This is a genomic window from Mesotoga sp. UBA6090 (assembly GCF_002435945.1).
In the GTDB taxonomy this organism is placed as follows: domain Bacteria; phylum Thermotogota; class Thermotogae; order Petrotogales; family Kosmotogaceae; genus Mesotoga.
The window spans coordinates 97,577-118,406 of sequence record NZ_DIXC01000004.1; the positions used below are offsets into that span (position 1 = coordinate 97,577).

Genomic DNA, 20,830 nt, shown 5'->3' on the forward strand with positions numbered 1-20,830 from the left:
TTTCAACTCTCACTCACAAATTTGGGATCTAGAGCATCTCTAAGCCCGTCTCCCAGGAAGTTCACGCTCAGTACTGTGATAAATATGAAGAATCCTGGGAAGACGGTAAGCCACCACGGATTTACCCCAGTAGTTGTACCAAGTATGTAGTTCATAGCTCTCTGAAGCATATTACCCCAGGACGGCATGGGAGGCTGAATTCCAAGCCCGAGATAACTCAAAGATGACTCTGCAAGTATTGCATACGACATGTTAAGTGTCGCAGAGACAATTACGATTGGTATTACGTTAGGCAAAACGTGCCTTAGAATGATTCTTACGTTTCTGACCCCCATAGCTTTGGCCGACATGACATACTCGGTCTCCCTTATCGAGAGAACAAGTCCCCTGACCAACCTGGAAACACCCATCCAGCCGAAAACGGTCAGGACCAAGATGATATTCATAATTCCCGAACCAAAGACAAGGGTAAGAGTAATCAAAATCGGGAACATTGGTATAGAAAGCATTACATCAACAAATCTCATTAACAACCTGTCAACAAGGCCTCCATAGAAGCCCGAAAGTAGTCCGACAACTGTTCCGATTAGGGTGGTTATCACCGCAGAGGCAAACCCGACAAAGAGAGAGATTCTTCCGCCGTACATTACTCTAACAAGTACATCATGACCCAGCTCGTCTGTCCCAAAAGGATGACCCTCTGTCAACGGCGTCGAGAAGAGATAAGAGAAGTCCATATCTTCGTATCCCACATCGACGAAAAGCGGACCAAATACGGTGAATAAGATCACACCAACAAGCACAACCGCACCGAACATGGCAAGTTTGTGACTCTTGAACTTCGCCCACACCAACTGCCTGTAGCTATTTATATGAACCGGCCGCGCCTTGTCTTCGATTTCATCGAGTTCCCTTCTGTAGAAGAATTTTGGCATGACTAAGCTCCCTTCCCGCCCATCCTGATTCTTGGATCAACCATCACATACAGGAAGTCAGCAACGAGATTTGAAATAAGAGTTATGATAGCCAGGAACATCAGACAACTGATCGCCAGATTGTAGTCGCTCGAGATCACTGCATTGTACATAAGTCTACCCATTCCTGGCCAGGAAAATACTGTCTCAATAATCAATGCTCCACCGAAGAAGTAAGGGATATCGAGTGCAATTATTGTAATAATAGGTATCATCGCGTTCTTCAGAGCGTGTTTGATGATGACCTTTCTATCGGGAACACCTTTTGCATACGCAGTTCTGACGTAATCCTGATCAAGGACTTCCAGAAGGGATGTTCTTATGTATCGCACCCACGAAGCAACCTGCACTAATCCCAGTACAAAAGCCGGAAGTACAAGATGTCTCAGTCTGTCAACAAAGATATTCCAGGTCCCTGTAACTCCATAGGTCGACATACCGGAAACGGGTAACCACCCGAGACCTACGCTGAAGATTATTATCGCTATTAAAGCAAACCAGAATCCCGGCAAAGAGATGCCTATGAAGGCAAAAACAGTTGTTGTGTAGTCGAAAGCCGAATACTTTTTGACTGCCGAAAGTATCCCAATAGGAAGAGCTACTACCAGCCCAATCAGCCATGCGGTTATAGTAAGGATTAGAGTATTCGGCAGTCGAGAAACAATCAAATCTATTACCGGAGTCTTGTACATGCTCGAATATCCTAGGTCGCCGATCATAACACTCTTCAGCCATGAGAAGTATTTCACCGGAAGCGGATCGTCAAGATGATAGTACTCTCTAAGCTCCCTCATCCTTTCAGGATCGTTAGTCATTACCCTCGGATTCTGCATTCTCATCTGCAAGAGAGGATCGCCGGGCATAGAGTTCATAATTACGAAGATGATTATTGAGATTGCGAAAAATATCGGAATAAGCTCCAGAAACCGTTTCAGGAAATGGACTTTCACGACTTCTAGCTTCTCCTTGTTTGAATATGGTCTGCCACATTAAGCCCTGCAATCAGCTGGACGCTGACCAGACTCTTTATTGGAATAGTCGTATAATCAAGATTATTCTCGAGATACTCAATCTTTCTCTCGAATGCTTCTTCCACCATTTTTGCGATTGCCGACAGCTCTTCCGATCCGTCATCATTCTCCCTGACCAATCTTCTTAGCATTCCGAGCATCAATGATTGATAGAACTGGCTGACTATCTTGTTATCGAAGACCTCTGCCATACTTGCCTTTCTCTCAAGAGACTGGTCGTTTTCAATCCAATTCTTCTGTGCTTGCAGTTGATCGGGATAGGTTTCAAGAACATTCTTGAAGACTCTGTAGAACGGGGAATTTCTGTCTATGACGTACGGATCCAACGCTTTCATCACTTCGCTGACAAACTCAAAATTCTCGACGGACCTTTGATAATTGAATCTCTGCGCTTCCTTCCTCGTAATGTCGGCTTCAGACATGTCTTCGACCCTTGCATCATAGTAGTATGGCATCTCACAAACTAAGGAAAACGTATCGGCTACGGATGAAGCAAAATCATCTGAACTAGTACCGGCTTTGATGACGTTTGCTGGGTCTTTGTCTGGACCAAGATTCTTCTCTAGATAATCGTACTCTTGAGCCATTCCGAAAAGCTTGAAAATAGCAGGTTCGAGCTGCTCCAAAAAAGGTGCTTCCGGCTCTCCAAGAGAAAGTGGCAGACCAAACAGGCCTGGAAGCTTGCTGAAAGTCTCATGGAGTTCTGGAACTGAGTCACTCACATAATAATAGACCCCTCCAAAACCGGAATTGTGAAGAGAGTACATGAACTCGGGTTTCTTCTCTTCAATAAGCTTCATAAGCACCTCCGTTTCCGGAAGCGGCGAGTGAAAATGCAGAGTTTTGTAATCAACAGGGAATGTCCATTCAACCTGTTCGTGACCGGGCGGCCTGTAGAAATTACCTGCATACTTTCTTATAGAGGAAGAGTCTTTGAACCATCCTTGGTTAAGCTTCGTCCCATCGACGTCAATTACCTTTATCAAATGCCAAGTGTAGTCGAATTCATTACGAAAAGTGTCGTCACTTGCAAGCTTCTCGCTCAGGAAATCCAACATCATTGCTCCTATCGGTTCATTTGGATGGGGACATCCGAATAGAAGGGCGTTGTTCTTGCCTTTACCAATCTCCAGAACATAGATTGGATTTCCAGCACGTGATCTTCCTGCCTCATATATCTTGACTTTGTCAGGATACTTTCTTGCGAGTTCAAACGATCTCTGGTCCATTTCCTCGACTGTGAAGAACTCTTTGTAGTCGGGGACTGCATCGATTAGTTCTCTGAACTTCATGTCGAAACCTCCGAAAGATGATGTAAAAAAACATGGGGGAGAAGTTCATTTTCTCCCCCAAAGAAGCTTATTATCTATCGATGTACCAGTTCTGGATTATCCAGCCAAGGCCGTTATCGTATCCAGAGTTGAAACTCTTGATGTACTTCTTTGCAAAATGAGGTGTTGGTGCAACTACTAACGGTAGAACGGGAAGCTCATCTGTCCAGATCGCAAAATGCCTTTCATAGAGAGCCTGTTTCTTTTCTGGATCAAGCTCCCTTGCGGCCGCATTTATTATCTCATCGTTTTCAGCATTTGCCCAACCGGTGTAGTTCATACCACCCCAGTAGTTCTCTTCAGAAGGTATCTGGTCGGTTGTCCAATAGTTCGCAGCCTCATCACTGACTCCATACCCCCAACCGGAGAGAAGAGCATCGTAAGCGCCATAAGGGAATGTTTCCGTCCAGATTACCAGCGCCGGCTTCATATCTATTTCTACTTCCATGCCGATCTGCTTAAGCATACCCTGAATCATCTGGGCCATCATCTGATAATCTCCGCTTCCCGAAGCAAGTGAAAGACTGAACTTCAGAGGCTTTCCATCCTTTTCGTAAATGCCTTTGCTGTTCAGTTTCCAGCCGGCTTCTTCGAGCAAAACCTTTGCCTTGGAGGGATTGTACTCGTAATGCTTCACATCCGGACCTTTGAGCGCTTCTCTCATCTGGTGAAGATCAGTAATCCAGGTATCGACAACCTCGGCAAGTCCTGCGTAAACCACGTTGCTTATCTGCTCTCTGTTGATACCATAGAGAACGGCCTGCCGTACCCTCTTATCTCCAAAGATCGGATGGGGTTTTGTTGTATCCTCAGGATCCCTCAGGTTAAGGTTCAAATTGTCGTAAGCAATGTTCGGTGTATAGAAGACGTTGAACATGTCGCCTCGCTGATTCTCAAGCTGAACCGACTGCTTCAGTGTAAGAGTATATCTTCCGAAATCTATCTCTCCGTTGAGTGTAGAAGCGAAGATTACGTCCATATCAGGAATGATTCGCATAACTATCTCATCAATGTTAGGTCTACCCATATAGAACTCATCAAAAGCTTCCAGAATCACGTATTGGCCCTCGACATACTCTTTGAACTTGTAAGGACCGGTCATTATCGGGTTCTTGTTAGCTTCTTCAACGAAAGCATCCCAGTTTCCACTGGCCTTAGCCTCTTCGTAACTATCCCTGAAAACATGCTCTGGAAGCTGGAACCACCCAAAGTAATAAGCGTAAACAGAAGAACCCAACTCGGCATTACTAAGAGGTTCTGGAAGGGTAATGGAATATGTATAGTCGTCAATAACATTAACTTCGGAGACTGAGCTCTCGAAGTAGTTCGTCGTAACCGGGGCGCCGCTGTTCATAACTTCCCACTGGAACTTCGCATCATGCGCAGTGACCAGCCCTCCATCGTGCCATTTCATTCCTTTTCTTAGTTCATAGGTTATTGTGAGCGAACCATCTTCATTAAGCACCATTAGCCCGTTCTCAAGAGATGGAATTCTCTTGATCATCCTGGGGAAGTAGAATCCGTCCTTGTCTGTTCCGGTAATTCCGTCGCCAATGATATTACAAATGGTCCAGGTCAAACCGGCAGAAGTGAATAAAGTGTTGAAACCTGGAGCATCGGCTGTGACTGCTGTCGTTGCCATTCCACCAATGACTGGTGGATTCATGGTCATGTAAATCGAAATGGCCGCTTCTTCCCTCGTAATAGGTGAATTTGCCTCGATTAAATGGCCATATCGGAAATCGAGAAGCTGGTGATTGCTCCTGTAAGCAACCGTGAGCGCTCCCCAGGCCTCCTTTGGGGCTTCCCACTCGTCAAGTGCGGTGGTGCAAATCTCTTCGTAGGACTCAGATTCAGACTTCAGACCGAGAACCTCGATCATCGCAACGGCGAAATCCGCTCTCAAGACCTCGCCTGTTCCTGAGATCAGATTTCCCTTACCTGGAAAGGCCTTTTCAACTGCATTCTTGAATTCTGAATAAGTCAACAATGATTCATCAACAGAAGACATGATCCCTTCTGATTCGATTACAGGAATCGCTTCTTCCGGGAAAACCTGCCCCAACAAGATCGCTGAGAAGAGAACAATTAGAAAGAAAACGAGGAGCTTCTTCATCCCGAACACCTCCAAAAAAGATTATTTGAAACCCGAAAAGTTTTTGTAATTATATACCAGTCACACAAAAGATTACCCCTCAAGGGCAGATTTTACGTATTGTTTATTTCTTAATACAAGTTAATACCAAATCATTCACCTGTCTGAGAAGAAGAGTTCTTCATATGCGCTCATAACTTTCTCGGTGTATCTGCCGCGAACTTTGAAAGTAACTTCATCGATGCCTTTAACTGGCATTACACGGGAAACCGTGCTCACGAGGAAAACCTCTTCCGCGCTTAGAAACTCCTGGACGGTGACTCGCTTTTCAATAATCCTGTGACCGAGTTTTTTTATGATTTCAATTACCTTTCCCCTGGTAATGCCAGGAAGGATATTGTCGACATTGGGCGTCAAGAAGATCCCATTATCTACAAGAAAGTAGTTTGAACTACCCCCTTCGGTCACGAATTTCATTCCATCTTCTTCTCGATACATCAGTGCCTCATATCCTCCATTGGCATACGCGAAGTTCTTGGCAAGAACGTTGGGCAGCAAGTTTATCGTCTTGTGCTCGCATAGCTTGTGTCTTAGATCAGGATAGGTGAAGAGCTTAACTCCATTCTTCCAGTTATCTGCATCAATTCTTCTCAATGGAAGGGCAAGCATAAAAAACGTGCTGGATGTATCCTTTGGAGGGTATCTATGCTCTCTGTGAGGGTCTGTACCTCTCGTTAGTTCTATGTAAAGCTCCCCATCTTCGATTGAATTTCTCCCTATGAGTTCAAGTGCACTTTTCTTTACTTCTTCTGGGGTGAATCGCATCTCGATGTTGAAAAACTCAGCACTCTTCTTCATCCTCGAGAAGTGCTCTTCAAAAAAGAGAATTCTCCCTTCGATCGTCCTAATAACCTCAAAGAGTCCATCTGCAAAAGTCAGTCCCCTGTTCTCCAACTGAATAACTCTACTTTTCTCCTGTACAAAATCACCGTCAAGAAATGCCCACATAGAAACCTCCCTGAGCTTTAGTGCCTTCCTGACACTATTATGCATCAAACAGATCATCAATTTACGGTATGACAGCTGATCAATGTTAGAATATAACGGAATCGTAAGCAGACTTTTCATTTGGAGGTTTTCTAGATGGACAATATTTTGGAGATCTTTCCAGGAGGGGCTTCTGGATTCTTCGGAAACAAGATATATGACATTGTGGCGATTCCAGAAGGCCTGTTGCTGGTGCAGATAACAAAAGCACTCACCAGTGAAGCCGTTAATAGGGCGAGGGAAGCTTCAAAGGAAAGAAATGAAGGTTTTCTTAAGAAGATGGCATCCGTTATGTCCTCTGGTTCAACTTTGCTGGATAGATATGGTGAAAAGTCAATGGAAGAAATACTTAACGAGACGCCAGGAAATATCTTCATTCCGAAAGCATCACTAAAAAAGGTGAAGATCTCCAGGAAGACGGACTCTTCGAGGGAGACTACTTTTTCAGATGGCACGATAATTAAGATTGTCTGGGCAGAAGGCAAAATGAAGCTGACTTTCGGTAGGAACTTAAGTGTGAAAGATACAAAGCGGTTTTTCAAAGACACATTCGGTATGTAGCGTTTCTTTCAAGGGATGAGTCCCGTTCGCCTATGGTCTGAGGCAGGAGGTATACTAATGAGAAAAACAATAATGTTGCTCTTGGCAATTGTGGCTGTTCTTGCAGTCCCTATCCTTGCCAATAACGTACTTGAATTCCCGAATGCTGATATCTATTACCCGGAGGGATATGAGAAAGTTGCCGTTTATATAGGCAACACCTTCGAATCGATACGGCCGAAAGCAGTCGAACTCGTCGGCAACGACCCCGGAAGAATAAACATCGTCCTCGCCGATTTTGGGGCAAACACGAACGGTATCGCTCAAGTGCAAAACCACAAAACTATTCAGATCTTCGTGTGGCCTTCCGACACAATACTCTCAACTAGAATGAATGTGTCGAATCAGTATAGACAGTTGTTAATGCATGAATTCACTCATATCGCTCATCTGACTTACATAACGGGTGTACCTGCGTTCATTTCTAGAGTGCTCCTGGGAACGGAACTCTTTTCGCCGCAAATGCTCTCGCCATTTGTAGAAGGAGTGACCCTGTTCGCCGAGTCCTCTAACTACTTCTCCGAGGGAAGATTGAATAACCCTTTATGGGGGAAAGAGATGACCTATCAGAACATGAAAGCAAACACCTTCCCAGCTCTGGACTATGCGTTGTCTGTATCAAGGGAGGACTACCGAGGAGGAGCCCTCTATTATAACTATATGGCAGGCTTCTATGACTATCTCGTAAGAAGATTCGGCATAGAATCAGTCAAGGAGTTTCATGGTGAAGTCTCGGGAAGACTTCCCGTTTTCGGACCTATCAACGCCTCACAAATTGCATTCGGTGAAACCCTGGACGGGCTCTACAATGACTGGAAAGAAGAAGTCGGAATCGAAGCCACAAAGTATGCCACGTTAACTGAAGTCAGAACAGTGGCCAACGGTCAGATATACGATATGACGAAGACTGAAAACGGTGTCTTATTCTCCTATTCGGTTTTCGGTGAAGCAAGCTCATGGAATGGCTCTGTAGAAAGAGGAATTGAAGAATATGTAGATGGCGGCTTTTCCAGGAGGCTTTCCGACTTTGGCGCCCTGAGCTTGAAATGGCACGAAGGGAATATCTACTTGATGACTTCGGTAACCGAAAGGAACACAACGTCCAGAGAAATCTGGTCACACAGGCCTCCTCTTTCTGTGGGACTTCTGGACAAAGGAATGATCACTGCCTTTGATATCTACAACGGGAGATTGATCAAAGCACTATACGACGCAAAGACTGAACTATCAACCATCTATTTCGATGGGATGCAACTCATAACAATTCCATGGCTGGTCAAAGATATCGTAGTTCTTGAAGACGGAAGCCTGGCTATGCTGCTATCAAGGAATGGCATTAACGGAGCCGTCGCGACCTTCACCGAAGGGGAATTCAGAGTAATACTAGACGATCCCTATCTCAAGGGAAGGGGTATTGACTACCAAGAGGGGAAGGTAGTCTTTACAGCCGCTTATGAAGAAGGGTATATGGATGCCTTCGCTGTAGAGGTAAAATCGGGAGAGGTTTTCAGACTAACCGAAGGTGCCAATCTCGAAAAGGCGGTGGTGCTAGATTCTACAGTGTACGGATTCGGACACTCCCGAAGAGAAAAGGGAATGTCTATTTATGTTTTCGGTCTTGAAAGCACTCCATACAGTGTTAAAGAAGTTGAACCCGATGACTTCGAGCCAACTTCTGTGGAGTATACAAGCGGCGATTACCTGAAGAAGACTTTCCTTCATTTTCTGAACCCTGTGTTAAGAGCTCCGTTAGTCGCATACGATGGCGAGAACATTTCCCTTGGCTTTCTTACCGTTCACCTTTCACATGATTCGAAGCATTCCATGGAGCTGATGCCTTCATTTACCTTTGGTACTAACAAGCTTACTTTCCAGGGGGAGTATGTGGGACAGATCTTGGAAGGAGTAGATGTCTCTCTGAAAGTAAGCTTAGGCACCCCCAGCGTGCCTATGCTAACCGCAGGACTATCTTCTGAGCTCTTCCAGATGCCTTTGAATCCTTCCACAAGGTTTAGATCACACGCTTATATTGGATTTGACACGTCAGGCGGCATCACTACATCTGTTCCCTTAAGTCTGAGAGGAAATCTCTTCTCGATTTCGGTGGAACCCGGGATAAGACTTTCTGACGGAAAGATCACGCCATTGCTTGCCGTGGATGCTGGATTCTCCCCAACTCTGGGTACATCTGTCGGTCTTGGTGTCGGCTTCTACGATGATTTCTACTGGTATGCGAACGGAGCTCAACTCATGTACAGGATAGACTGGGGTTGGAGTCCTCTATTCTTCTTGAAAGAGCTGGGAATTGGCGCTGTGATAAGCGGAACAAACACCAGTCTCGATCATTCCGCCCTTTACCTTTTCATAAATGTAGGTTCAACAATAGGTATCGGTGACGTTTTCCCCAAGATAGGCATTAAGTACAGTGACTCGCGTTTTGGAATTTACTTTGGATTGGATAATCAACCGTAAAGAGAGATTTCAATACATGAGCCGTAAAATTGCTCAAAGAAAATAAACGAGAAAGGGGAATCTTCCCCTTTCTTTTTCGAACAACCACTTATTTGCAGAACGGAGCAATAGGCACCTTCCTCCAAATAGACTTGACAGCAGGTTCTTCTGGAAAGATAGGATAGAACCGTTTATGCTCGGAGACGCTGGGAATCCTTTCTCAATTTGTAAAAACTCAAGATTCCTTTAGGATTTTCCATCTCAATGCTACGACGCAATCACCCCTTTTGGCAGAAAACCAGAACAACTATCTCAAGCCTACTTACTAGCAATATATCCCTCTCGATGAACAATGCGGGTCGTCTACTTCACTTTTGGAAAGAACTCGAAATCTGCCTGTCAGTCGACTTTGCTTAAGTCGTGACAATGGAATGAGGTATAATGCTGTTATCGGAGATAACAAAAAAGAAAGGGGGAAATAATTATGAAGATAATGGGGTACTCGGCTTTTCTTATAAGCGATGCTGGTTCTGTGTTTATTGAGGAATCAAAACATGACGGAATAACGTTCACGTTTCCTTCAGATCCGGTCTTTGCGAAATACAAGGACCGGCTTATGACAGTAGTCGAAGTGAAGATGGAATCGTCCAAGTTTTCTCTTACCAAAAGCAAACTCGATCTTAGCTCTGTTAAGCTTCAAGGGGTAAAAGTTGTGGACGACAAGTTCTATGAGGATTCAGTTTCGCTTTGGGCCTTCGAATCGAGGACGCTTGGCAAGACTATGAGAGTGGTGTCAGACGGAGAAGCATCAAAGATCCCTGCAAAAAGAGAGACCGATTACGTCGTTCCTATTATCGTTAACGCGATAGAGTTCTCTTCAAAGGAAGAGCATATTGGAAGATTCGTCTTTCCGTTGCCCGATGAATGGTTTATTCTTTCTGGTGTCCACTTTGGCCAGGATGGCGTGAAGATTCGCAAGGAAAATTCGAAGATAGATTTAGATTCCTTTAGCACCGGAATAATCGTTGAAGAACTGAAAAAACACAGAGTCTTCAACGACAACTTGTGGGATCTTTATCAGCTGTACAAATCTCTGGAGAGTTTTGAAACTAAGAATGAATCGCTCCCAGAAGCGCTTGGAGAAGAAATATCTGTATCCGATCTCGATCTGGAAGACAGTATTCCAGAGAGTGCAGACCTTTACCTTGCAGGAGACAGAAAAACAACGAACTCCCTCCATCGCGAAGTCGTTATTCAGTCAAGCATAGAAAAGACTGGAACTTTCAGCAAAAAGAAGGGCGTTGTCCTAAGAGTCAAGAACAATTCAGATCTTGGAACGGTTAAAGGAGTGCACATCTCTTTCAGACTACTTGATCCAATGGGTAAAGAGCTCTACGTTGCCGAAAAGGAACTCGATGAACTTAGCGTTGGACCTGGGGAAGCAAAGAAACAAGTTTTCACTGACTTTCCGGAATTCGCTGATCATCAACTGGAAAGAGCCGTAGTTAATCTGATAAGCATTTCATGGAGTAACGGGCTTAAAACTCTCACTTCTTCTGAATAATTGAAAGATTCCTGAGCTTCCTGTGTTCAGCCGCCTGGAGTATTTCCATAACCCTCATGACCTTCCTGTCGTGAGGGTTTGGGGCTTTGCCGGCTTCGATTTCCCGAAGCACTTCATCTAGCTCATTCATTTGAAGTCCAAAGGCAGTTTCATCATTGACTCCCGGAATTAGATCGGGACTCGGTGGTTTTTCAATGATCCTCGCCGGGATTTTCAAGTCTCTTGCAAGATCCATTACCTCAGTCTTGAACAAATGCTTTATCGGCTCAATGTCGCTAGAATCATCTCCCCACTTCACATAAAGTCCGCAAAGCCATTCAGTCTTGTTTGTCGTGCCTAGTACAGCGTAACCCCTTTTTTCGGCTTCCAGATATAACGAAACCATCCTGACTCTGTGTTTAGCCCTGTAAAAAGCCAGTCCCCTTTTGAATTCTTCATTGCCACTGTCGGCCAAGTCGTCGAGAAAAGGATCTGAAGAAAGCTTCTTCCACTTATCCCTTACATACTTTTCTTTAACCGACTGAGGTATTAAAAGTGCAGGCGGTTGAAGTCTATAACAGCCAACAGAACGGAGAACTGAACTTATGTTCTTGACTTTGAAGTCTATTCCCAGGAAACCAGCCACAAGCTTCGAATCCTCCAGAGTATCCTTCGAAGAGTCGCGCTCGGGCATGAGAAGGCCAAATACGTTTTTCTTGCCTAGGGCGTCAACAGCTAGCTTACCTACCACTGCAGAGTCTATTCCTCCGCTTATTCCTATCACAGCCCCTCGATAGCCCCACTTCAGAACAGTGCTTCTTATGAAATCGACAATTTCTCGCATATGATCACCAACAAGATTATACTAAACTTTTCCTTCATTCTTGAAAACTGAATATTCTACACAAAGCGCCCACTGGAAAGTCTGCCGACAAAGAAGTTTCAGTTTCCAGAAATGTTAGACTGATTTGTTAGAGCAATCTCATATTTGGAGCAGGAGGAGTGAAAAATGAGAAAATCAGTGTTTGTTCTTGTGGCCATACTAATTGCTGGAACCGTTTTGGCATCGAACCCTCTTAACCTTTATGGAAGGGATGCAGAGGGAAGAAACGGAGTTGTTGCAGCCGCAAAACCTGAAGCCTCAGAAGTAGGCGTTAAGATTCTTGAGATGGGCGGGAATGCTGTAGACGCTGCTATAGCCACCGCATTTGCGATAGGTGTTCTGGAACCGAATGCTTCTGGAATCGGCGGAGGAGGATTCATGATAATTAAGCTGGCCGATATGGATGAACCAGTAGTCATTGATTTCAGAGAGACTGCACCGAACTCTACAAGCCCGACTTTCTTCAATCTTGACGAGAATAATCGTCCAGTAAACTATGAGAGCGTCATCGGGGGAAAGGCCATAGGGGTTCCGGGTGAAGTCGCCGGCCTATTATATGCTCTTGAAAACTACGGAACGCTTTCTCGAAAAGAAGTAATTCAGCCAGCCATAGACTGGGCCGAGAAGGGAATCCCTGTAACAGTTAATCTTTTTTCAATTATTAGCGACAACTACGAGAAGATAATGATGATGGAAAATGGAGTCGACCTCTATTTGAAGTATGGAGGTATTCCTTATGAAGTGGGAGAGACTATTGTACTAAAGGACTTGGCCAATACCCTAAGATCTATCGTAGAGAACGGGAAAGATGCGATATATTCTGGAGAAATTGCCGAGAAGATTGTGGGCGAAGTTCAGAAACGCGGCGGAGTAATGACAATGGATGATCTTGCAAATTATGAAGTGAAGGTTCGCAAACCAGTTGTTGGAACATATCGAGGTTACACTATACTGTCAGTTCCACCTGCTAGCTCGGGAGGAACTCACGTAATTGAACTTCTAAATATCATGGAGAATTTCGATGTCGGATCGATGGGAGACAACACTGCCGAGACGATCCACATCTGGTCAGAGGCAATGAAACTGATTTTTGCCGATAGATCAAGATACATGGCCGATACTGACTTTGTGGATGTTCCTCTCGAGGGACTAACTTCGAAAGATTATGCCAGGACCCTTGCTGAGAAAATAGATAAGCGCATTCCACTTGAATTCGTTGAGCCCGGTGACCCCTGGAAGTTCGAAAGCGGAAGCACTACTCATCTTTCTGTTATGGACAAAGAGGGAAACATGGTTGCTATGACAAAATCCATAAACTACTTCTTTGGTTCTGGCGTTGTTGTGCCGACAACAGGAATTATTCTTAATAATCACATGGACGACTTCGTAAAAACCCCCGGCTCAGCAAACTCAGTCGAACCCGGGAAAAGGCCACTCAGCAGCATGAGTCCTACTCTGGTTATAGACCCTGAAGGTGAACCATATATGACTATCGGTGCGCCAGGCGGTACACGGATCATCACTACTGTAGCTCAAACCATAAGCAACATAATTGACCACGGAATGACTGTACAGCAAGCAATTCTGGCACCCAGAGTATTTAGGATGCAGACTGGCCCGATGTCTATAGAAGGAAGGATCTCAATTAACGCTTACAATAGGCTTATCGAAATGGGACATGAAATAACTGTAAGAAACGACTATGATCCTTACTTCGGCGGGGTTCATGCCGTTTTGTTCAACAAAGATATAGGAATACTATTTGGAGGAGCCGACCCCAGAAGAGACGGGCAGGCTGTTGGATATTGAATCAGATACGGTTTTCACACACACAAAGACTAAGAAGGTAGCGAATCACTGTTGATAAACAAGAGATCCAATAAAAGAAAAGATGGATCAAGAGGGCCTTAAACGGTTGTTTTTAGAACTAGACTAAATTATAATCTTTTTACAGCTTCATAGTAGAGGGGGGTGAGCGGTGTGTGGAAAGAGTTCAAGAAGTTCATCAGCCGCGGCAGCGTTATTGATTTGGCTGTCGGCATTATTATCGGTGGTGCATTTCAAGTCATTGTAAGATCTCTTGTAGACGACATACTAATGCCGATTCTCGGTTTGTTCACAGGTGGCATTGATTTCAGCAACTTATTCATAAACATTTCAGGGGAGGCCTATGCAACGTTCGCAGAGGCAAAGGCGGCTGGTGCCGCAACGATAAACATCGGTCTTTTCATCAACGCAATCATCAATTTCATTATTCTCGCTTTTGTGATCTTCCTGATAATCAGAGCAATAAACAAAATGCGTGACAGGCTAAAGAAGGAAGAGGCTCCGGCAGCGCCATCAACCAAGACCTGTCCTTTCTGTCACACTTCGATTCCTATCGATGCCGTAAGGTGTCCTAATTGTACATCTGAACTCGGAAAGAAAACTTGAGATAGTAATTAGAAAGAGCGGCTTTGCAGCCGCTCTTTTTTTGCGTGTTTCCATTCCTGGTTGTTGTTGAACCGATTTATCAGAAGAATCCGACGCTTCAGAGATAATGGTACAATCTTCCTATCTAGATCCGGAGGTTCAAGATGCGGCTTAGAAAAGTTTTCGTGCTTTTGATTGCGCTTTTTATTGTTCTTTGTTTTTCGCTAACCGGGTGCATTAAACCCGAGGTTTACTACTCTCTTTCAGGCCAGGTCGTTCCTTACTTTCCAGAAACCTCAGTTCTTGATAGTTTTCAAAGAACCACAGCATACTCTCCAAGATTTTCCAGTGAAGACATCGAGCAGGGTTTCCTGAGTAATCAATTTGTTATCCTCTTCGATAGAGGGTTTGATTCAGCAATAATCTCAGGAGTTTCTGGAGTAGAGATCCTTGATGAGTTCTATTCAAGAGACGGCTCTCTTGGCTATGCCGTTGTGAAGACAAACGATCCATCTTCGCTGTCTGGAATTGAAGGAGTTAAGTCAATCGAGCCGGAGAGGATTTTCACTCTTCAATCCGAGGAGAGTGTCCCCAACGATCAGCTGTATCCCGAACAGTGGAACTATCCGATGATTGAGATGCATAAGGCCTGGAAGATTGAAAAGGGAGCGTCAACGGTTGTGGTGGCCGTCATCGACTCAGGTACAAGACCTGACCATCCCGATCTATCAGGCAAACTGCTTTCTGGATACGACGTCTACAATGATGATTATGACCCAATAGACGAACCCCCCGCCGGCAAGCTTTCACACGGAACTCATGTGACAGGTACTATAGCTTCGTCGACCGACAATCTCGAAGGTGTTTCGGGAATGATATGGGGTGATTATCCAGTCATTCTTCCAGTAAAAGTCTTCGATTACAATGAATACGGAAGAAGCGTCACAACGGTGAGCATTCTTGCGAAGGGAATTCATTATGCAGTTGATCATGGAGCCAAGATAATAAATATGAGCCTTGCAGGGCCGGACTCTCCTGTTGTAGCGGCGGCCGTTCAATACGCGTCGGAAAATGAAGTTTTGATGATAGCTGCATCAGGCAATTACAATTCCTCAAGCCCATACTATCCGGCTTCTTACGAGGAAGTGATATCAGTCGGAGCGGTCGACAATACGATGCAGAGGGCGAGTTATTCGAATTACGGAGATTCTCTTGACCTTGTCGCCCCAGGCGGCTCAAGCAGCTATCAAATACTTAGTACAGGATACTCAGTGAATGCAGGAAATACATACTCATATATGGCCGGAACATCCATGGCGGCGCCACATGTAACGGGGCTTGCAGCTCTCCTGATGGCACAAGGATACGCAGGCAGAGATTCTTCTGGCGAAGAGATTATAAGGAAGATCCTTCGGGAAACGGCCCGTGATCTAGGAGATCCGGGATGGGATCAGTACTATGGATACGGCCTTATTCAGGCATTCGATGCTCTAAACTTCAGTGAAGAGCGGAGACCTCTCTTGATTCAAATCCTCTCCACTTCGGGCCAGGTTCTAAAGGAAGCCGAGGTTGAGAGAGACGGTTCATTCTACTTAACCGGACTCACAGAAAACTACATCAAAATAAGGATCTGGAGGGATTTCAATGGAAACAAAGAGATCGACAAAGGAGATTTGATAGGGTATTTTGGCAATGGAGCGATTAATCCAGCCCAAACCTGGAATCCATCTTTCAACGATGCTCAGACTCTTAGCTTCTTTAAAAACGGTCATCATGACCTTGATAACGTCATATATTTCTTTCCGATAATCTGTCCAACTACCGAAGAATGAAAAGACCCCTTCAGGGGTCTTTTCTGGAAACTCTTTTCGTCTACAGACTGGATGCCAGAACTTTAACAGGCGTTGGGTTTACCAGGTTATCAGTGACTGGGCAACGATCTTCCACAGCCTCGACCCATTTCTTGAGTGTCTCTTCATCTGCATCGGTCTCAACTTTCATCTCTGCGGTTATCTCCTTGAAACCCGCTCTGTCTTCATATGATTTACCAAACAATCTGGCCGGATTCAGCGGACCATAGACGTCTATTTCCAATCTTTTTATCTTGAAACCCATCTCATCTGCAACGAGATGTCCTACTACATTCAGACAACCGGCAAGTGCGGCGAGAACGTATTCAACTGGACTGGCACCCTTATCGTCACCACCGAGATTAGGTGGCTCATCAACGATCATAGTGAAATTTCTTGCTTTTACGGCAACTCTCGCCCGACTTTCCGAAACTGCTCTTACTCTGAAATTCGCATCTGGCATATACTTACCTCCTAAATTGTTATATCTTTCACATATATTCTAACAGGATTGAAACCTTTCTCGGTTAAGCCGATATAAATTATCCGTTAAATACTCACAAGAATGACAGACCAAAGCTGTAAAAAACAATGAACAGAGGTCCGCTCGCTATCTATCTCCTGGCTGTAAGCTCTAATACTGAAGTATTGCTCTCGTACGAAATGATATGGATGGAAAGATCGTTGTCTGAAGCGAGAACCATGAATAAAGACGAACATGAAAGAAAGATCTCTCTTCACAAGTCAAAAAGCTCTGTCTGAACACAGATCTTGGGCCAACAGGTCAACATCTTACTACAAACGTGACATCAAGGAAGGTTGAATTCGCGTAAAACTCTTCATTTGCCGGTATTCACTGCGATTCACTTTTTTCTTATCTTGTATCCGTCTCGTTCGTCTAGAACTTCATACCCCTTTTCAGAAATCAGCTCCCTCAGTTCATCTGCTTTCTTCCAGTCCCTGTCACTTCGAGCCTGATCCCTCTGGTTTGCAAGCTCTTTTATTTCTTCGGGAATTACGTCAGTTTCGATTTCGGAGAGACCTAGCGCAAGAACTCTGTCGAATTCGTCGATCAAAGAGAGTTTTTCGCCAGGACGGAGATCCTCGCTGTCAACGACCTTCCACAACACAGCGAGCGCCCTAGGTGTATTCAGATCGTCGTTTATTGCTTCATGAAATTCATTCAGAAGTAATGAATTGGGTTCACTAACTGGTGCTTCTGATTCCTTCAGTTCTCCTATCTTAGTGGCAAGCTTCTTCATGGCGCTTTTCGCCCCATCAAGAGCCTCGAGCGTGAAAGTCAACTGCTTCTTGTAGTGAGCTCCCAGAAGGTAGTATCGATACTCTGCAGGATCGTAGCCCTTATCGATCAGCGTCTGCAAGGTAATGAAGTTCCTCAGGGATTTGGACATCTTCTCCCCCTCACCAATGACAAGAAATTCCGAGTGAAGCCAGTAATTAACCCATTCATGACCGAAAGCTGCCTCACTCTGGGCAATCTCGTTCGTGTGATGAATTGGAATATGATCTATGCCGCCCGTATGGATATCGAACCTTTCACCGAGGTACTTCGAAGACATCGCAGAACACTCGATATGCCATCCGGGAAAACCTCTGCCCCACGGAGAATCCCACTGCATAGCATGGCTATCATACTTGTATCGAGTAAACCACAGGACGAAATCAAACGGATTCCTCTTATAGGGGTCGCTTTCCACTCTAGAACGCATCTTCTCCTCATCAAGCTTAAGCCTTGCCAGCTTGCCATAGTCGGGCAGTTTCGAAGTGTCGAAATATACATTCCCACCAGCAATATATGTGTATCCGTTGGATTCTATCTTGCGTATCATTTCAATCATATCGTCTACGTGCCTGGTTGCTCTGCAGGTGACAGTTGGGAAGATAATCCGCAATCTCTTCAGATCGTCGAAGAAAGCCTCGGTATAGAAGTCCACTATTTCCCAGACGGTTTTCCCCTCGCGTCTTGCACCGGCTTCCATCTTGTCCTCGCCTTCGTCTTCGTCTCCCGTAAGATGTCCCACGTCAGTTATGTTCATTACATGTCTCACTTTATAGCCGTTGAATAGAAACATCCTCTTGAGGGTGTCGGCAAAGACGTACGCTCTCAGGTTGCCAATGTGAGCGAAGTTATAAACTGTGAGTCCACAAGTATATAACCCCACCTCGCCTTCCCTTAGCGGCTTGAAGACTTCCTTTTTTCGTGACATTGTGTTCGTAAGTCTAATTTCCATTCTCTGCTTCCCCTCCTTCCCCGAAACTGAGCTATATGCTCATTATAAGATCGTTCCTGGTTTTCATCTCTTCCGTTTTCGGCCCATATGAGATGTAGTCAATCTCGACACCGGTTTCTTTTTCGATAAAAGTCATGTACTTCAGGAAGTTTATGTGATCAGTAACGGGCCATCCACTAACAGTTTCGTAAATTGGTTTTGCTCTGAAAAAATCATACGAAGTAGAGGGCAATTCCTTAACGACTCCATCAACATCATACGCCACACAGACTTTCACTTCATCCAGTCCGTTCAGTACGTCTCCTTTCGTTATAACGAAGCCCGTTAGACCAGACCTTATTTTTGCGTATCTCAGAGCGGGAAGATCCAGCCAACCTATCCTTCGTGCTCTACCCGTTGTTGCGCCGAATTCCTTTCCTCTTTCCCGCAGAAGCCCACCCACCTCGGAGAGCTCTTCTGTCGGAAAGGGGCCAGCTCCTACTCGCGTTGTGTAAGCTTTGAGAACCCCGTAGACACTGTCCAGTTCAAAGGTAGAGAACCCTACCGAGGATACTCCATGAGCCATACATGCCCCCGATGTCACAAAGGGATATGTTCCGAAATCCAGGTCCAGAAGAACACCCTGAGCTCCTTCAAACAAGACGGAAGTACTCCTGAAGACTCTATACATGTCTACTGCACTCGTGAAATTGACGCAGAGCCTTTCAAGCTCAGCTCTAAGACCTTGCAAATAGACCAACATTTCCTCTATAGAAACGGCGAAGTCCCTGTTATACTTGCTTCGCTTCATGTGATATATCGCTTCGAGTCTTTCTCTCAAGAGTACCTCGTCAAAGAGAACGAAGAGCTTCAGCCCCTCTCTTGATGCCTTATCTGTATAAGCAGGTCCTATCCCTCTGCCCGTTGTCCCGATCGGTACCCTGCGCATCGTCTCAAGCAATAAGTCTTCTTCTTTGTGCCAAGGAAGAACGATGAAGGCTTCGGGATCAAGATAGAATCTACTGGAGATGCCCGGGAAATCTCTTTCCAGGATTTTCAGTTCCTCAATCAACTGCCCAACATCTATTACCATTCCTGCACCAAGAAAGCCCTTCGAATCAATCACGGGGTTTATTGAGGGCAAAAGATGGTTCACATACTTTTTATCCCCAACATAGATAGTGTGACCGGCATTTGCGCCACCGGAAAACCTTACTATCCACTCAAAATCCCTGGAAAAGTAATTGACAACCTTTCCTTTTCCTTCATCGCCCCACTGGGCACCAACAACGGCCAGTTTTTTCACTCAGTCAACCTCCATTAAGAACTCTCTCAAATACGCAATTAACGTTTCTCAAAAAATACTCAGGACTGAAAAGTCTCTCAATCTCTTCTGAATCCATGAGCCCGGCGATTACTTGATTAGTTAGAACCAACTGTTTGAAATCAAGATTGCCATTCCAGCAATCCATTGACAACTCCTGAACAAACTGGTAAGCTTCCTCTCTCGACATACCTTTTTCAATCAGGGCCAACATGACCCTCTGGGAGAAAACAAGATTTCTGGAGGCTTTGAAGTTTTCTCTCATTCTTTCGGGATAGATAACAAGATTGCTCACCAGATAAACAGACTTCTCAGACATATAGTACAGAAGCATTGTCGCATCCGGCAGGACTACTCTCTCTACACTGGAATGGGAGATGTCCCTTTCATGCCAGAGGGCAATATCTTCTAGTGAAGCACCTGCGTAACTTCTTATCAAACGTGCCATACCGGTGAGCCTTTCACATATGATGGGATTCTTTTTGTGAGGCATAGCGGAAGAACCCCTCTGCCCCTTCTTAAAAGGCTCTTGAACTTCCAGGACCTCTGTTCTCTGGAGATGCCTGAACTCCACAGCCATTCTCTCTATTGAAGAGGCCGCAATTGCCAGTGCCGAAAGGAACTCTGCGTGAATGTCCCTCGGGATGATCTGGGAGGAAACAGCAGTCGGCCTCAGACCAAGCTCGCCCAGAGCAATACTCTCGATCTCCGGCAAGATATTAGCGTAGTTTCCGACGGCTCCACTCAGTTTCCCAACTGAGCAACCATCTATAGCTCTGTTCAAGCGAAGGATTGCCCTCTCTATTTCAACAAAAAACGATAGAAACTTCAGCCCAAACGAAGTGGGTTCAGCATGTATGCCGTGAGTCCTACCCATACATACTACATCTTTATAGGCAATTGCTTTTTCTTTCAGTGCTCTCGAGAGCTGTTCCAGAGAACTGACAATGAAACGTCCGGACTTTCTAACGGCAAGCGAAAGGGCGGTGTCCACAACATCGGATGAAGTCATTCCAAGATGGAAAAAACGAGCTTCATCCCCCATTCCCTGTGTCACG

16 protein-coding genes are annotated in these 20,830 nt (G+C 45.0%); 6 read left to right on the forward strand and 10 right to left on the reverse strand.

Annotated elements, in window-relative coordinates; all coding sequences use genetic code 11:
• Positions 1-2: 2 nt before the first annotated feature.
• The 5 genes from B3K42_RS00980 to B3K42_RS01000 all read right to left on the reverse strand — a co-directional run bounded on the left by B3K42_RS00980 (position 3) and on the right by B3K42_RS01000 (position 6,439).
• Positions 3-935 carry an ABC transporter permease gene (locus B3K42_RS00980; protein WP_110989647.1) on the reverse strand — a complete coding sequence of 311 codons (933 nt, stop codon included), beginning with the start codon at positions 933-935 and terminating at the stop codon, positions 3-5.
• A 2-nt stretch (positions 936-937) separates the two neighbouring features.
• Positions 938-1,924 (reverse strand): ABC transporter permease, encoded by a 987-nt coding sequence (locus B3K42_RS00985; RefSeq protein WP_110989646.1) that lies wholly within the window; start codon positions 1,922-1,924, stop codon positions 938-940.
• Between the two features lie 5 nt (positions 1,925-1,929).
• Positions 1,930-3,297: a M14 family zinc carboxypeptidase gene (locus tag B3K42_RS00990; RefSeq protein WP_110989645.1), complete on the reverse strand. Its 1,368-nt coding sequence runs from the start codon at positions 3,295-3,297 to the stop codon at positions 1,930-1,932.
• Positions 3,298-3,367: 70 nt separating this feature from the next.
• Entirely contained in the window at positions 3,368-5,452 is a 2,085-nt protein-coding gene (locus B3K42_RS00995; protein WP_110989644.1) for a peptide ABC transporter substrate-binding protein, read from the reverse strand.
• A gap of 135 nt (positions 5,453-5,587) precedes the next feature.
• On the reverse strand, positions 5,588-6,439 hold the full coding sequence (locus tag B3K42_RS01000; RefSeq protein ID WP_110989643.1) for an aminotransferase class IV: 852 nt from the start codon (positions 6,437-6,439) through the stop codon (positions 5,588-5,590).
• 135 nt (positions 6,440-6,574) lie between these two features.
• Here B3K42_RS01000 and B3K42_RS01005 point away from each other — a divergent pair, with 135 nt between their 5' ends.
• The 3 genes from B3K42_RS01005 (at position 6,575) to B3K42_RS01015 (ending at position 11,093) form a co-directional block, all read left to right on the forward strand.
• Positions 6,575-7,039, forward strand: a complete 465-nt coding sequence (locus tag B3K42_RS01005) for a hypothetical protein (RefSeq protein ID WP_110989642.1) — start codon at positions 6,575-6,577, stop codon at positions 7,037-7,039.
• A gap of 57 nt (positions 7,040-7,096) precedes the next feature.
• A complete protein-coding gene (locus tag B3K42_RS01010; protein ID WP_110989641.1) occupies positions 7,097-9,550 on the forward strand; it encodes a hypothetical protein in 2,454 nt (817 codons plus the stop codon).
• Between the two features lie 463 nt (positions 9,551-10,013).
• Complete coding sequence (locus B3K42_RS01015) at positions 10,014-11,093, forward strand: hypothetical protein (RefSeq protein ID WP_110989640.1); 1,080 nt, start codon at positions 10,014-10,016, stop codon at positions 11,091-11,093.
• Here B3K42_RS01015 and nadE read toward each other — a convergent pair.
• Complete coding sequence (gene nadE / locus B3K42_RS01020; RefSeq protein WP_110989639.1) at positions 11,077-11,916, reverse strand: NAD(+) synthase; 840 nt, start codon at positions 11,914-11,916, stop codon at positions 11,077-11,079. The two genes, B3K42_RS01015 and nadE, sit on opposite strands and share 17 nt — an antisense overlap.
• Before the next feature lie 165 nt (positions 11,917-12,081).
• Here nadE and ggt point away from each other — a divergent pair, with 165 nt between their 5' ends.
• The 3 genes from ggt (at position 12,082) to B3K42_RS01035 (ending at position 16,199) form a co-directional block, all read left to right on the forward strand.
• Positions 12,082-13,764, forward strand: coding sequence for a gamma-glutamyltransferase (gene ggt / locus B3K42_RS01025; RefSeq protein ID WP_110989638.1), 1,683 nt, complete (start codon positions 12,082-12,084; stop codon positions 13,762-13,764).
• A gap of 171 nt (positions 13,765-13,935) precedes the next feature.
• Positions 13,936-14,388, forward strand: a complete 453-nt coding sequence (gene mscL, locus B3K42_RS01030; RefSeq protein ID WP_110989637.1) for a large conductance mechanosensitive channel protein MscL — start codon at positions 13,936-13,938, stop codon at positions 14,386-14,388.
• A 143-nt stretch (positions 14,389-14,531) separates the two neighbouring features.
• The gene (locus B3K42_RS01035) at positions 14,532-16,199 is read left to right on the forward strand and encodes a S8 family peptidase (RefSeq protein WP_110989636.1); all 1,668 of its coding nucleotides are present in this window, start codon (positions 14,532-14,534) and stop codon (positions 16,197-16,199) included.
• A 40-nt stretch (positions 16,200-16,239) separates the two neighbouring features.
• On the opposite strand, the gene B3K42_RS01040 is transcribed toward B3K42_RS01035, so the two are convergent.
• From B3K42_RS01040 to purB, 4 genes are all read right to left on the reverse strand, one after another.
• Positions 16,240-16,680 (reverse strand): OsmC family protein, encoded by a 441-nt coding sequence (locus B3K42_RS01040; RefSeq protein ID WP_110989635.1) that lies wholly within the window; start codon positions 16,678-16,680, stop codon positions 16,240-16,242.
• A gap of 400 nt (positions 16,681-17,080) precedes the next feature.
• Entirely contained in the window at positions 17,081-18,469 is a 1,389-nt protein-coding gene (gene cysS / locus B3K42_RS01045; protein ID WP_110989634.1) for a cysteine--tRNA ligase, read from the reverse strand.
• 31 nt (positions 18,470-18,500) lie between these two features.
• Positions 18,501-19,754 (reverse strand): adenylosuccinate synthase, encoded by a 1,254-nt coding sequence (locus B3K42_RS01050; protein WP_110989633.1) that lies wholly within the window; start codon positions 19,752-19,754, stop codon positions 18,501-18,503.
• Between the two features lie 4 nt (positions 19,755-19,758).
• The coding region (gene purB, locus B3K42_RS01055) for an adenylosuccinate lyase (protein WP_292596335.1) at positions 19,759-20,830 on the reverse strand (1,072 nt) is incomplete at its 5' end.

Bases quoted from the DNA above. Each gene is read 5' to 3' on its own strand.
- B3K42_RS00980 (WP_110989647.1), bottom strand. From the start codon at position 935: ATGCCAAAATTCTTCTACAGAAGGGAACTCGATGAAATCGAAGACAAG.
- B3K42_RS00990 (WP_110989645.1), bottom strand. From the start codon at position 3,297: ATGAAGTTCAGAGAACTAATCGATGCAGTCCCCGACTACAAAGAGTTC.
- B3K42_RS00995 (WP_110989644.1), bottom strand. From the start codon at position 5,452: ATGAAGAAGCTCCTCGTTTTCTTTCTAATTGTTCTCTTCTCAGCGATC.
- B3K42_RS01000 (WP_110989643.1), bottom strand. From the start codon at position 6,439: ATGTGGGCATTTCTTGACGGTGATTTTGTACAGGAGAAAAGTAGAGTT.
- B3K42_RS01005 (WP_110989642.1), top strand. From the start codon at position 6,575: ATGGACAATATTTTGGAGATCTTTCCAGGAGGGGCTTCTGGATTCTTC.
- B3K42_RS01010 (WP_110989641.1), top strand. From the start codon at position 7,097: ATGAGAAAAACAATAATGTTGCTCTTGGCAATTGTGGCTGTTCTTGCA.
- B3K42_RS01015 (WP_110989640.1), top strand. From the start codon at position 10,014: ATGAAGATAATGGGGTACTCGGCTTTTCTTATAAGCGATGCTGGTTCT.
- nadE (WP_110989639.1), bottom strand. From the start codon at position 11,916: ATGCGAGAAATTGTCGATTTCATAAGAAGCACTGTTCTGAAGTGGGGC.
- ggt (WP_110989638.1), top strand. From the start codon at position 12,082: ATGAGAAAATCAGTGTTTGTTCTTGTGGCCATACTAATTGCTGGAACC.
- B3K42_RS01035 (WP_110989636.1), top strand. From the start codon at position 14,532: ATGCGGCTTAGAAAAGTTTTCGTGCTTTTGATTGCGCTTTTTATTGTT.
- B3K42_RS01040 (WP_110989635.1), bottom strand. From the start codon at position 16,680: ATGCCAGATGCGAATTTCAGAGTAAGAGCAGTTTCGGAAAGTCGGGCG.
- cysS (WP_110989634.1), bottom strand. From the start codon at position 18,469: ATGGAAATTAGACTTACGAACACAATGTCACGAAAAAAGGAAGTCTTC.